This is a genomic window from Pelagibaculum spongiae (assembly GCF_003097315.1).
Taxonomy (GTDB): Bacteria; Pseudomonadota; Gammaproteobacteria; order Enterobacterales; family Pelagibaculaceae; genus Pelagibaculum; species Pelagibaculum spongiae.
Map to the genome: position 1 here is coordinate 141,047 of NZ_QDDL01000005.1, position 11,743 is coordinate 152,789.

The window sequence follows — 11,743 nt, forward strand, 5'->3', positions numbered from 1 at the left end:
TTAGCGCCTCTTTCTAGTTGATCTCTAGTTGATCAAACAGATTTGATTACGCTTGATGCTGCAGGCGTGTATCATTAATCTCACTTGCTCAGCGGGTGAATATGGCGTGTCAGCCAGCAATAAAAAAAGGGGTGAATTATCATGAAAAATACCGTGATGTGTGACCATCAAGAAGTGTGGTCTGAGCTGGAAAACCTCAGCGGTTATTTTCCCCGTGAAGCGTTGCAACAAGTGCTGCAACGTCGTCAGGCTTTTTACCCTTTACTGGCTGAAGAACTCTCTGTTTTAGCCAATCATCCCGATCAAATTCTTACCAAAAACAGCAGCTATTTCCGGCATATTTTCAGCTTGTTAGTGATGGCACAGTGGCGTGAAAAACAAGCTTGGCCTTTGATTATCAAGCTACTAAAAAATGGTCAGCAGCACCTGGATTTACTGTTAGGTGATGTACTTCCTGAAGCTTTTCCACAGATTATCGCTTCCTTGTGCCATGGCGATTTAGCACCGCTAAAACAGCTGATCGAAGATCAAGAAGCCGATGATTTCTTGCGTGTGGTAATGCTGCAAGCGCTGTTTATTCTTTATAAAGAACAGGACCTACCTCGCCAACAATTAGTGGATTATCTACAACAGCTGTGTACTGAAAAGCTGGAGCGGTCTGCCGGAGAAGTTTGGGATTACTTGGTTTTACTATGTTCTGAAAATCATCTTCATGAGCTTAAACCACAGATCATAAAATGTTTTGATGATCAGCTGGTGGAAACCTATTTTATTAGCCGAACCGAAGCGCTGGATCTATTTAACAAGCAAGTAGAGCCTTGGGTTTTCTTTGCCTATATCACCGATTTAGTCGAAATGATTAAGGGCTGGGAATGCTTTTTGCCGGATGCGCTAAACGAAGATGAAGCTGCTGAATTAGCTACTTTTGAATCGGATCTACAATCACTCAAAGATTATAAAGAGCAGCCCTAATTAGAAGCAACCCTGTTGTTTCAGCTGTTGCTGTGGCTGAAGTGCTGCAGCAATCGGCGAGTTTGCTTTCATCTCCAACATATATCGACACTCCATTCGCTTGGCGCGAGGAATCGGCGCTTTACGGCTTGGGTGATGCGGTAAATTTCTTTGAATATCGGTAATGGTTAACTGACTATCAAGGCAGAATAAATCGAGGTCAAACCAGGTGTCTGGCATCCAGAACTTTCGATGATCTTTTTGGGGGTAAACAAACAACAAGCCTTGCTGAGAAGAAAACTGCTCTGGCTGCAAACCACTGACACCTTGGCTGCGTGATTGGTCATTATTGGCTAGCCGGGTTTCAATAATATGGTTTTGTGGTGAGATTAACTGACAACGTGGCAGGTTATTGAATTCGCTAACTACCGATGAATTCACCAAAAATAACACCAAAGTCAAGATTTCAGTCATTGGCTACCTCTTTTGCAGTATTGCTAATGACAATAGTACATGGATACTGACAGTTACTTATCGATCCAATAAAAATAACTATAAGTCATTGATATTGAGCGTGATCAAGCAAAGTCGATTTGGATTTTGTTACATTAGCAGCTCGGCTCTCATGTCTTTTTAAAGGCGCTACCTTGACGCAGTTTATTCCAGGTTATTCTCGCGCTTGTGCCAGTCTTGATCAACAGTTGATAGACACCAAAAAGCGCATAAACCCACTAGATCAACGACGTTTGATCCGGCTGGAGACTCCTGTAGAACCCATTTCAGCACTGGAATGGCTACAGGCTCAGAGAATGCTTCCCCGCACTTACTGGCGAGATCGTGATGGCAAAGCCATTCGCGCTGGTATTGGTTATGCGGTGAAAATGCCAGTGAATGTAGCCGAGGTATCTCCTCTGCTCAAGACTGCTAGTGAGCTGCTGAAAAATTGCGATGGGGATGCGGCGATTATGTCTGCTTTCTCGTTTGACCAACAAGCCACCCAATGGGGCGGCTTTGGCTGCGGCCAGATGGTTTTACCGCGAATTGAGCTAGTAGAAAAGAATCAGCGCCATGTTTTAGCGATCAACTTGTTGCTGGAACCTGGCCAAGTTGATGCAGAACTGAATCGAGCCAGAAAATCTCTTGCCAGTTTGCAATATCCCACCGGTTTGCCTGAATTGCCGATGTTATTAGGCCAGCCTGTTCATCACCCGGCCTACAACGGCTGGCAAGATAGAGTTAAGCAGTTGCTGCAAGCTTTCAAGCGTGGCGATATGCAGAAAGTTGTACTGTCACGCTGCTCTGAATGGAAGGCCGCTCATGCACTCAGTCCGTGGCGTTTATTAGCCGACTGGGGTCAGCGTGAAGCCGAGAGTTTCCGTTTTGGCTGGCAGTTGAATGATCGAGATGCCTTTGTCAGTTGTACTCCTGAGCGATTGTTCCAGCGTCGTGGCTTATTGCTGCGTACTGAAGCTTTGGCGGGCACTGCACCGCGTAGTGAAGGCAAAGCTGAAGATCAAGCATTGGCCCAAGCACTGCTTAATGATTCAAAAAATGGCCATGAAAACCGTTTGGTGCTGGAAGATATCCACAACCGGTTACAGCCTTTGTGTCAGCAGCTAGAACACAGCCAGGACATGTCGTTGGTTCGGCTGAGTAAAGTACAACACCTACGCCACACCTTGCGTGGCGTATTGAAGAAAGACAGCGATGCCGATTTACTGCAAACCTTGCACCCTACGCCAGCCGTGGGCGGTGTTTCGCGAGAAAATGCCATGGCATGGTTGCGAAAGCACGAAGGCTATTTCCGTGGTTGGTATGCTGGTGCTGCCGGTTGTATCAAAGCAGACTCTAGCGAGTTTTGTGTCACCATTCGTAGTGTCCGAATTAAAGAAGGCAGTTTGCAGGCTTTCGCTGGTGCCGGTATTGTTGCTGGATCTAACCCACAAGCCGAATGGCAAGAAATTAATGCCAAGACTTCGGCGCTCTTATCCCTGTTCAAGCAGGAGGATCCGTGCCTCTCTCCGGTTCAACATCCAATGCAAGCGATCGATCAACGCTAAACATTCCATTTAAATTGCCGCTGGCAGCTGGATTAAACCAGTTGTTCGCTTCGATTGTGTTGGAAGAATTAGCCCGGTTAGGCGTGCAGCATATTTGCCTGGCTCCCGGTTCTCGCTCGGCACCTTTAGCGCTGGCTGCGCAAACTAGCCGCTTAAAACAGCATTGGCATTTCGATGAGCGCGGCTTGGCATTTAAAGCCCTCGGATTAGCTAAAGCCAGTGGCAAGCCGGTGGTAATTGTGACGACTTCAGGTTCTGCGGTGGCGAATTTATTACCAGCAGTGGTCGAAGCTTTTCAAACGGGCGTGCCGCTAATTTTATTAACCGCTGACCGCCCGCCCGAACTAATTAATTGCGCAGCCAATCAGGCGATTATTCAGCAAGGTATTTTTTCTAATTATCTCGCTGCAGAAACTAATTGGCTCCCCACTATTGAACAGCCAATCGCCAGCTATTTAACCGAGTTGGATCAGCTGCTGTTTAACGCTCAATCCCAACAAGCGCCGGTGCACATTAATTTAATGCTGCGCGAGCCTTTGTACCCAGGTGTTGAACAACCGATTAATCCAGAGCTGTTGAGGATTCCAGCGAGATGGTTAAATTCTGCACAGGTTTTCACTGATTATCTACAAAGTTACCCACAGCTTGAGCAATCCTACTGCAATCGCCTTGTTAGTAGCTTTTCAGCTCGCAAGGGCTTAATCATCACCGGTGACTTATCCACAGAAGATAGCCAAGCTGCGCTGCAATTATCTCAAGTGTTCGGCTGGCCATTAGTGGCTGATATTCAAAGTGGTTTGAAAGGTTTGCCGGGCGTGCTGAGCCATAGCGACTTGTTGTTGGTGAACCCCCAGAGCAAAGCTTTATTAGATCAAGCCGAGGTATTGATTCAGCTTGGGCCAAGGCTGGTGTGTAAAAGACTCGGCCAGTGGATTACTGCCAAAGCCAATGCCGGTAATTGGCACAATAGTCTGATGATTAGCCGACAACCCCAGCGACAAGATCCAGACCATCTATTCCACCAACGCTGGACAGCTGATGTTGCTAAAGCCTGTGTGCAACTAATCCAAGCAATTGAAAATCAAACAATAAAGAATGATGGCGTTTGGCTTAAGGCATTACAAAATCAACAGCAACAGTTATCCACAAAGCTAGATGATTGGTTAGATAGCCAACAAACCGGGCCCGCCGATGAAATGAATATCAGCCGGCAATTTTTGCAGCTGGCACCATCGGCAATATTTGTTGGTAATAGCTTGCCAGTACGTTTGGCTGAAATGGTCGGTCATGGTCGACAGACTTCAAGTCAAAACACCTGTGAACAACTAGAAAAAATTCAATGTCAGCAAGTATTTACTAACCGTGGGGCCAGCGGTATAGATGGCTTGCTAGCTTCGGCGGTGGGTGTTGCATCGGCACTTCAAACAACTGTTACGAAACAGAAATTTTCGATGTTACTCGGTGACCTATCGCTGCTGCATGACCTGAATTCACTCGAACTGCTGGCAAACTTTGATGACAACTTTGTATTGGTAGTGATCAATAACGATGGCGGTGGTATTTTCCATATGCTGCCGATTCCAGCAGATAGCACCACTTCAACGCTGGGCCGAGATTGTTTTCAACGGCCGCATGGCCGGAAAATGCAACAGGCTGCGGCGATGTTTGCTGTGGATTACCAGCCGGTGACCGAACTGGCGCAATTTAAGCCGGTTTATCAACAGGCATTGAACTCGAATCTGCCGAGTATTATTGAAGTTTTCACTGCGCCTGGCAGCGCAGCCCAGCAAATCAAACAGCTGATCAAGGAATTCAGTTAATGGCAGTTGCTAGTGAATTATCCGGTGAGTCATTGAATTATCTCTGTGTCGGGAGCAACAATAAGCCAGCACTGATTTTCTTGCATGGTTTTTTAGGTTCACACGCTGATTGGATATCAATTGCTCAATCGTTGGCAGATGATTTTTATTGTGTGCTAGTTGATTTACCTGGCCATGGTAAAAGCGATTCTATTGCATCAGATTTTTCGATTTTCCCACAACAGTTGCTGCAAGTAATCGATCAGCTATCGATTAAACAATTCTCCCTTGTTGGCTATTCTCTGGGCGGCCGACTAAGCATGGTATTGATTGATTATCTTAAACAAAACAATCAATTGACTCGATTACAAGGTTTGTTGATTGAATCTGCCCGCTATGGATTAATCGACGCGCAACAGAAACAAGAGCGAATTATCCATGACCAAAAATGGGCAAAAAAGATAATCGATCAGAATATCGAATTATTTTTATCTCAATGGTATACGCAGCCAGTTTTTGCTTATTTATCAGAAAGAAAACGCCATAAACTACAAATGAAGAGAGCTAACAATCAAAGTCCATCTGCTTTAGCCCAGGCTTTAAATAATTTTTCATTGGGATTACAGACGAATTACATAAAATTGTTAACTAATATGATATGTCCTGTTATTTATTTACATGGTGCAAACGATCAAAAGTTTTCCCAGCTAGCGACTGAGCTAGCGAATCAAAAATATGAAAGTAATTGCACTGCAATAGAAATACGTAGCGTAGTTGATTGCGGACATAATGTGCATCTAGATAATCCACAGGCATTAATTGACGCAGTGTATGCGCTGCATAAATAGTCAGATGCTTGCTAGTAGAAAAATCATTAAATTTTAACCAATACATCGATCAATCGGCTGTGTAAGTGAGCAATCACTTGCTGCCTTAGTGATTTTTCGCTGTGATTAGTTGTTGTAAATAGAGGAGCGGTGGTTTCAATGGAACCTAATAATACTCAAGAATATCGTCAGATCGAATGGAAAGACTGTTCAGAAAAGTATCAGGACATTCTGTTTCATAAAGCCGAAGGCATCGCCAAAATTACCATTAACCGGCCAGAAGTGCGCAATGCATTTCGTCCGCAAACGGTAAAAGAAATGATTCAGGCTTTGTCTGATGCCCGTTACGACGAGCAGGTCGGCACGATTATCTTTACCGGTGCCGGTGACCTGGCTTTTTGTTCTGGCGGCGACCAGAAGGTACGCGGCGATTACGGCGGATATAAAGACTCTGACGGTACTCACCATTTAAACGTACTCGATTTACAGCGCGATATTCGTACCTGCCCTAAGCCGATAGTGGCGATGGTTGCGGGTTATGCCATTGGCGGTGGCCATGTATTACATATGGTGTGCGATTTAACCATCGCAGCAGAAAACGCCCGTTTCGGTCAAACAGGCCCAAAGGTTGGCTCCTTCGACGGCGGATTCGGTGCCAGCTACATGGCACGTTTGGTTGGTCAGAAAAAAGCTCGCGAAATTTGGTTCCTTTGCCGTCAATACGACGCACAAGAAGCATTAGATATGGGCTTGATAAATACTGTTGTTCCACTAGAAAAATTGGAACAGGAAACCGTTACCTGGTGTCGCGAAATACTACAGAATTCACCTATGGCGCTGCGCTGCTTGAAAGCCGCACTCAACGCCGATTGCGACGGCCAACAAGGCCTGCAAGAACTGGCTGGTAACGCGACCATGCTGTTCTACATGACCGAAGAAGGTCAGGAAGGCCGCAACGCTTTCAATGAAAAGCGTCAGCCGAATTTTGATAAGTTTCCGCGTAATCCGTAGGAATTTATAAGATTGGTAAAAAGCCACTTCTTTTAAAGAAGTGGCTTTTTTATGAAAAATAGAAAATCAAGTGAATGTTGTCGTAATACAATCCATAGATATTTATTTGAATAAGTATTTAATTTACGAAACATTAAAAAATCATACCCGCAAAGTCGCCAACAACCTTGCGGGTTTTTCTAGAAATCCAAACACATCTAATACTGAATGACAGGCGATATCTGCAGCCATTAGTGTTGGCATATAACAGCCTTCCTGCTGAACCAGTGCAATGCCAAGCCCGGCATGTTGCAGCATTTCACGATCATTGAAACCATTGCCGACACAAATGCATTGTTGTGTGCCGAGGTGTTCGATATAGGCGAGCTTGTCGGTAAACTGTTTATTCTGGCTTAGGTTGTATAGCTGGCAATTAATGCCTGTTAATTGCTGCGCCACATTGCCATAGGTGTCTGCAGTGATTACATGAAATGTCACTTGGTTTGCTAACAAGTTTATCTTCTCAGCAACACCATCAACCAAGATTCCGTCTATAGCTAATGTGCCGTTAAAGTCGAAAACGACATGGTTAATTTTTAGGGTGTGGCGACTTGGAATAGAAAATTCAATCATATTTTTACCTACTTATATTTAAAGATGATTTTTTTCTGAGAATTAAAAAGAAAGATCTTTAGTTTCAATAAACTCAATCTTATTATTTTTTATTTTGAATAACTCCTGCGTTTTATACCCGCCAGAGCCAGAAGATTGTATCTCAACAACAATAACTTCATCTGATGTTTGCTGCTGATCGATGAATATATTGGACACACTACCGTCTCGCATTCTGATCAGTCCATCTAGAAAATCATCATAAGGGAACTGTGGATTGGCTCCATATAACCGAATACTGAAGCTACCAATGCCGCGGGGTTCTTTCTTGCCTTGTTCAATCACGATTCGCTGTTGGTTTACAGAGAGCAGCTCGTTATTAAAGAGATGGCTGTTTTGGAAATTATCTGGGCAGCCGACAAGCTGTGTGGCGAGTGATTGGCTTAGCGACTGCTGGTTTTGAGAAGTTGCCGCTTGCTTGACTGGTTGTGCCTGACAGCCACATAGCAAGATAACGAAAAATAAATAAAGAGATTTCATTTTTTACCTTTTAGATCAGTTAATGCTCAAATCAAATTAGATAAACCGATGGTTGTTTGTGACTGACCGGTGATTTGAATTTGGTCATTTGTTTAGGCTAATGTAGTTTGCATTGAAGGCCGTTGGTATTGAGAGCAGCTCGCTGCATAGGCGGTTTGCATTAAAACAGGTTAGTGGGAGTGGCGCATGGCAAAGACCAAAGTTAAGAACGAACCACAGCTAGTGCTCGAAGCGTTGAGAGTTGGTGAAATTTACGCCAATAAACGGAAGGTAGGTGAGTTTAGCGCCACCGATTCTGCCAAAGACAAATTACGTTTTATCTATCGATTATTAGTGCATGACAAGCTGATTCAGCCGCTGGCTAAAGGTCAGGAAGATGAGCCGAATATGAAGCATAAGCTGGCATTGTGGATGTCTCGCCAGCTGCCTGAAGATCATCCGCTATTAAAGTAGCTGTAATTACTTTTTCAACTGTTTCAATTTTGCCAACTGGCGGTCTAGCTGGTTGGCAAATTCCATTCGGTCGGTTTTGCTCAGTGCTGCAGGGCCGCCGGTTTGAATGCCGCTAGAACGCATAGTTTCCATAAAGTCTCGCATATTCAATCGCTCACGAATATTTTCTTTACTGTATAACTCACCGCGAATATTTAACGCCAGTGCGCCTTTTTCAATCACTTCGGCTGCCAAAGGAATATCGCCGGTAATCACCAGATCGCCCTTTTCTACTCTTTGGACAATTTCGTTATCTGCTACATCGAATCCGCTGGGGACCTGTATCATGCGAATTAGCTGCGAAGGCGGCACGCGAATATGCTGGTTGGCGACTAAGGTCAGGGGTGTTTGCGTGCGCTCAGCAGCACGAAACAGAATTTCCCGCATCACAACAGGACAAGCATCAGCATCAACCCAGATCTTCATCTATCTTCTCTTCGCTTTCGGTATTTCAAGTCAGGGCGCATTATAACATGGCATATACCCAAACTAGTTCGATGATTTGTGGTACTTGAGGGTATTGCCGTAGTCGTTCGACGGATCAATAAAATAAACATTGGCCAAGGTTTGACGATTGATTATATTAGCCAAAACGAATAAACAACTTTTTCATGATGTGTTGGTGACTAGCTAATGAGTAATTCCCATAACCGTTGGACTCGCTGGTTTCCGTGGCTTGCCTGGCGAAAAAGTTATCAACAGTCTGACCTAGTCGCTGATTTACTGGCAGGTGCGGTCGTCGCAGTGCTACTGGTGCCGCAAGGTATGGCCTACGCCATGTTGGCGGGTTTGCCACCTCAGATGGGCTTATATGCCGCTATTTTGCCGACATTGTTGTATAGCCTGTTTGGTTCTAGCCGATCTTTGGCAGTTGGGCCGGTTGCAATTGCTTCTTTGATGACGGGTGAAGCAGTGTTGGCGTTTGCTGAAATTGGTAGCCAACAATACTTACAACTGACGGTTCAATTGTCGTTGCTGACTGGCTTATTTTTATTGCTATTGAGAATGCTTCGGATGGGGCAAGTGGTTGCCTTTCTCAGCCATGCTGTAATTAGTGGTTTTACTGCTGGTGCAGCAGTGCTTATCGCTCTGAACCAACTGAGTCATATTAGCGGTATTTCTCTAGCAGGTGCCCATGGTGCTGCTGAGTTGATGATGACTTTTTGGCAGCGGCTTGAACAATTAAACCCAACAACACTCATGATTGCTGGCGTTGCATTACTACTTTTAGTGCTGTGGAAAAGTTTACTTCCTGCTGGGTTAACCCGTCTCGGAATGTCTAAAACATTGGCTAGCATGCTGGGTAAGGCAGCGCCGATGGCTGCGGTTATCTTTGGTTTGTTGGTGATTGGCCTTGGCGATTATGACCAGTCTGCCGGCGTTAAGATTGTCGGTGCAATTCCGGCCGGCCTACCTGAAATATCAGTGGTTAATATTTTTCAGACGCCAGATAACCAATCAATTTGGCATAACCTATGGATATTAGCGCCCTCGGCATTTTTAATTGCCTTGGTCGGCTTTTTAGAAAGCGTTTCTGTTGCAACGGCATTGGCAGGAAAAAAACGAGAAACCATCGAGCCAGATAACGAATTATTTGCTCTAGCCATTGCCAATTTAGGCTCGGCAGTTAGTGGCACTATGCCGGTGGCTGGCGGCTTTGGTCGGTCGATGGTTAATGACGCTGCAGGTGCTAAAACCACGCTGGCTTCAGTGATTAGTGCAGTTTTATTATTGATTACACTGCTTTGGTTTACCGAGTGGTTTGAACAGTTGCCTAAGGCAGTGCTCGGTGCGGTGATTCTAATTGCCGTATTACCATTAATTGATATAAAAAGTATTTTACAAACATGGCGTTATAACAAAGCAGATGGTGTTACTCTATTTACCAGTTTTGTAGCCGTTCTGGTTTGCGGTGTTGAGCTGGGAATACTGATTGGCATTGGCTGCTCCTTTGTTCTGTTGGTATGGAGAGTTAGCCAGCCGCATATTGCTCGAGTAGGCCGAGTTGATGCTACGGGTCATTACCGAAACTTGAAGCGATATCCACAGGCTCAGCACCAAGGTTTATTGCTGATACGAGTTGATGAAAGCTTGTATTTTGCCAATGCCAGAGTCGTGGAAGATTCATTAATGCAGCTGGCATTAGCTGAGGGGCAATCAGGCCATTTGGTGCTGATTTGTTCTGGAATTAATTTCATTGATGCCAGCGCATTGGAATCATTGGAAAGACTACAAACTAAATTACAGTCAGCCGGAATTGTGTTGCATCTGGCTGAAGTGAAAGGGCCGGTAATGGATCGACTGGCAGCTACCCGTTTTATTGATCATCTAGGGCAAGGCAAGGTGTTTTTATCTACCGAACAAGCGGTAGATTATCTAACACAGCAACTGGAATGGACTATCTAGTTGGGCGTTAGTAACGGCATAAGAGGCTTGGAATAAAGCCTCAGATAAAATTAGCCTTGTTATATCTGCCTTAAGGAGAAATATTATGTCGGCAGACATTCGACCTTACTTTCATCAGGATACTTCTACCTGGTGTTATTTGGTGAGCGATCCTCAAACACAGCAAGCGGCGATTATTGATCCTGTGATGGATTTTGATCAAAAATCTGGCCAAATTTCCAGCAAGTTTATCGATAAAATTCTGGCAGATATTCACCGCGATGGTTTGCTATTGAAATGGGTTTTAGAAACCCACGCCCATGCCGATCATTTATCGGCAGGTGCTTATTTACGCCAAAAAACTGGTGCCAGAATAGGCATTGGTGAACATATTCAAACAGTACAGAAAACGTTTTTTGATGCGTTCAATGAAGCAGATCAACCCGCCGATGGTAGCCAGTTTGATTTCTTATTTTCTGATAACAGTGAATTTTTTATCGGCGAACTGCCGGCAATGGTGATGCATACCCCGGGGCACACACCCGCTTGTGTTAGCTATTTAATCGGCGATGGTGACTTATTTATTGGCGATACTCTATTTATGCCAGATGTGGGTACTGCCCGTTGTGATTTTCCAGGTGGCGATGCCAAAACGCTTTACCGTTCTTTAAAAGAGATACTGGCATTGCCAAAAGACACCCGGCTTTGGTTATGTCATGACTACCCTGAAGGCCGAGAGGCTTGCCCAATGGTAACTGTCGCCGAGCAGCGAGCTAGAAATTTTCATATTCATGACGGGGTCACTGAAGCGGCATTTCTCGATATTCGAACCAGCAGGGATGCGAAGCTAGCGGTTCCACAGTTGTTGTACCCGTCATTGCAGGTGAATATCCGTGCAGGAGATTTGCCCGATCCGGAAAGTAATGGCCAGTGTTATTTAAAGCTACCGATTAAAATGAGCAAATAAAATGATCTTTCTCGATTGAACAATAATTAAATTAATCAATAAAGCGGTCATTATGACCGCTTTTTTTATATTTAAAGCTAGGGTGATTATTTAAGTTAATAGCCAATTCAACAAATAAAA

The 11,743-nt window shown here is 44.6% G+C and carries 12 protein-coding genes; 8 read left to right on the forward strand and 4 right to left on the reverse strand.

The features are described from left to right. Positions 1 to 141: 141 nt before the first annotated feature. Entirely contained in the window at positions 142 to 972 is an 831-nt protein-coding gene (locus DC094_RS13120) for a DUF1186 domain-containing protein (RefSeq protein ID WP_116687566.1), read from the forward strand. Here the strand turns inward: DC094_RS13120 and DC094_RS13125 are convergent, their stop codons facing one another. Continuing rightward, the gene (locus DC094_RS13125; protein WP_116687567.1) at positions 973 to 1,425 is read right to left on the reverse strand and encodes a DUF192 domain-containing protein; all 453 of its coding nucleotides are present in this window, start codon (positions 1,423 to 1,425) and stop codon (positions 973 to 975) included. A gap of 173 nt (positions 1,426 to 1,598) precedes the next feature. Here DC094_RS13125 and DC094_RS13130 point away from each other — a divergent pair, with 173 nt between their 5' ends. The 4 genes from DC094_RS13130 (at position 1,599) to menB (ending at position 6,648) form a co-directional block, all read left to right on the forward strand. Next, positions 1,599 to 3,011 (forward strand): isochorismate synthase, encoded by a 1,413-nt coding sequence (locus DC094_RS13130; protein ID WP_116687568.1) that lies wholly within the window; start codon positions 1,599 to 1,601, stop codon positions 3,009 to 3,011. Continuing rightward, the gene (gene menD, locus DC094_RS13135) at positions 2,963 to 4,831 is read left to right on the forward strand and encodes a 2-succinyl-5-enolpyruvyl-6-hydroxy-3-cyclohexene-1-carboxylic-acid synthase (RefSeq protein ID WP_158527321.1); all 1,869 of its coding nucleotides are present in this window, start codon (positions 2,963 to 2,965) and stop codon (positions 4,829 to 4,831) included. Before DC094_RS13130 ends, menD begins: the two co-directional genes overlap by 49 nt. Next, the gene (gene menH / locus DC094_RS13140; RefSeq protein ID WP_116687570.1) at positions 4,831 to 5,658 is read left to right on the forward strand and encodes a 2-succinyl-6-hydroxy-2,4-cyclohexadiene-1-carboxylate synthase; all 828 of its coding nucleotides are present in this window, start codon (positions 4,831 to 4,833) and stop codon (positions 5,656 to 5,658) included. The genes menD and menH overlap by 1 nt, the downstream gene beginning before the upstream one ends. A 138-nt stretch (positions 5,659 to 5,796) precedes the next feature. Continuing rightward, the gene (gene menB / locus DC094_RS13145) at positions 5,797 to 6,648 is read left to right on the forward strand and encodes a 1,4-dihydroxy-2-naphthoyl-CoA synthase (protein ID WP_116687571.1); all 852 of its coding nucleotides are present in this window, start codon (positions 5,797 to 5,799) and stop codon (positions 6,646 to 6,648) included. A 141-nt stretch (positions 6,649 to 6,789) separates the two neighbouring features. Here the strand turns inward: menB and DC094_RS13150 are convergent, their stop codons facing one another. Continuing rightward, complete coding sequence (locus tag DC094_RS13150; protein WP_116687572.1) at positions 6,790 to 7,260, reverse strand: HAD family hydrolase; 471 nt, start codon at positions 7,258 to 7,260, stop codon at positions 6,790 to 6,792. A gap of 42 nt (positions 7,261 to 7,302) precedes the next feature. Continuing rightward, positions 7,303 to 7,779, reverse strand: coding sequence for a PliI family lysozyme inhibitor of I-type lysozyme (locus DC094_RS13155; RefSeq protein WP_116687573.1), 477 nt, complete (start codon positions 7,777 to 7,779; stop codon positions 7,303 to 7,305). 186 nt (positions 7,780 to 7,965) lie between these two features. Here DC094_RS13155 and DC094_RS13160 point away from each other — a divergent pair, with 186 nt between their 5' ends. Continuing rightward, the gene (locus tag DC094_RS13160; protein ID WP_116687574.1) at positions 7,966 to 8,232 is read left to right on the forward strand and encodes a DUF5062 family protein; all 267 of its coding nucleotides are present in this window, start codon (positions 7,966 to 7,968) and stop codon (positions 8,230 to 8,232) included. A 6-nt stretch (positions 8,233 to 8,238) separates the two neighbouring features. Here DC094_RS13160 and DC094_RS13165 read toward each other — a convergent pair whose 3' ends face one another. Next, entirely contained in the window at positions 8,239 to 8,697 is a 459-nt protein-coding gene (locus DC094_RS13165) for a YaiI/YqxD family protein (RefSeq protein WP_116687575.1), read from the reverse strand. Positions 8,698 to 8,904: 207 nt separating this feature from the next. Between DC094_RS13165 and DC094_RS13170 the strand changes: the two genes are divergently transcribed. Both DC094_RS13170 and DC094_RS13175 read left to right on the forward strand, forming a co-directional pair. Then, positions 8,905 to 10,677, forward strand: coding sequence for a SulP family inorganic anion transporter (locus DC094_RS13170; protein WP_116687576.1), 1,773 nt, complete (start codon positions 8,905 to 8,907; stop codon positions 10,675 to 10,677). 85 nt (positions 10,678 to 10,762) lie between these two features. After that, positions 10,763 to 11,623: an MBL fold metallo-hydrolase gene (locus DC094_RS13175; protein ID WP_178030910.1), complete on the forward strand. Its 861-nt coding sequence runs from the start codon at positions 10,763 to 10,765 to the stop codon at positions 11,621 to 11,623. Positions 11,624 to 11,743: the final 120 nt, after the last annotated feature.

Excerpts from the sequence above, each read along its gene's own strand:
- DC094_RS13120 (WP_116687566.1), top strand. The coding sequence starts at position 142 with ATGAAAAATACCGTGATGTGTGACCATCAAGAAGTGTGGTCTGAGCTG.
- DC094_RS13125 (WP_116687567.1), bottom strand. The coding sequence starts at position 1,425 with ATGACTGAAATCTTGACTTTGGTGTTATTTTTGGTGAATTCATCGGTA.
- menH (WP_116687570.1), top strand. The coding sequence starts at position 4,831 with ATGGCAGTTGCTAGTGAATTATCCGGTGAGTCATTGAATTATCTCTGT.
- menB (WP_116687571.1), top strand. The coding sequence starts at position 5,797 with ATGGAACCTAATAATACTCAAGAATATCGTCAGATCGAATGGAAAGAC.
- DC094_RS13150 (WP_116687572.1), bottom strand. The coding sequence starts at position 7,260 with ATGATTGAATTTTCTATTCCAAGTCGCCACACCCTAAAAATTAACCAT.
- DC094_RS13155 (WP_116687573.1), bottom strand. The coding sequence starts at position 7,779 with ATGAAATCTCTTTATTTATTTTTCGTTATCTTGCTATGTGGCTGTCAG.
- DC094_RS13160 (WP_116687574.1), top strand. The coding sequence starts at position 7,966 with ATGGCAAAGACCAAAGTTAAGAACGAACCACAGCTAGTGCTCGAAGCG.
- DC094_RS13165 (WP_116687575.1), bottom strand. The coding sequence starts at position 8,697 with ATGAAGATCTGGGTTGATGCTGATGCTTGTCCTGTTGTGATGCGGGAA.
- DC094_RS13170 (WP_116687576.1), top strand. The coding sequence starts at position 8,905 with ATGAGTAATTCCCATAACCGTTGGACTCGCTGGTTTCCGTGGCTTGCC.
- DC094_RS13175 (WP_178030910.1), top strand. The coding sequence starts at position 10,763 with ATGTCGGCAGACATTCGACCTTACTTTCATCAGGATACTTCTACCTGG.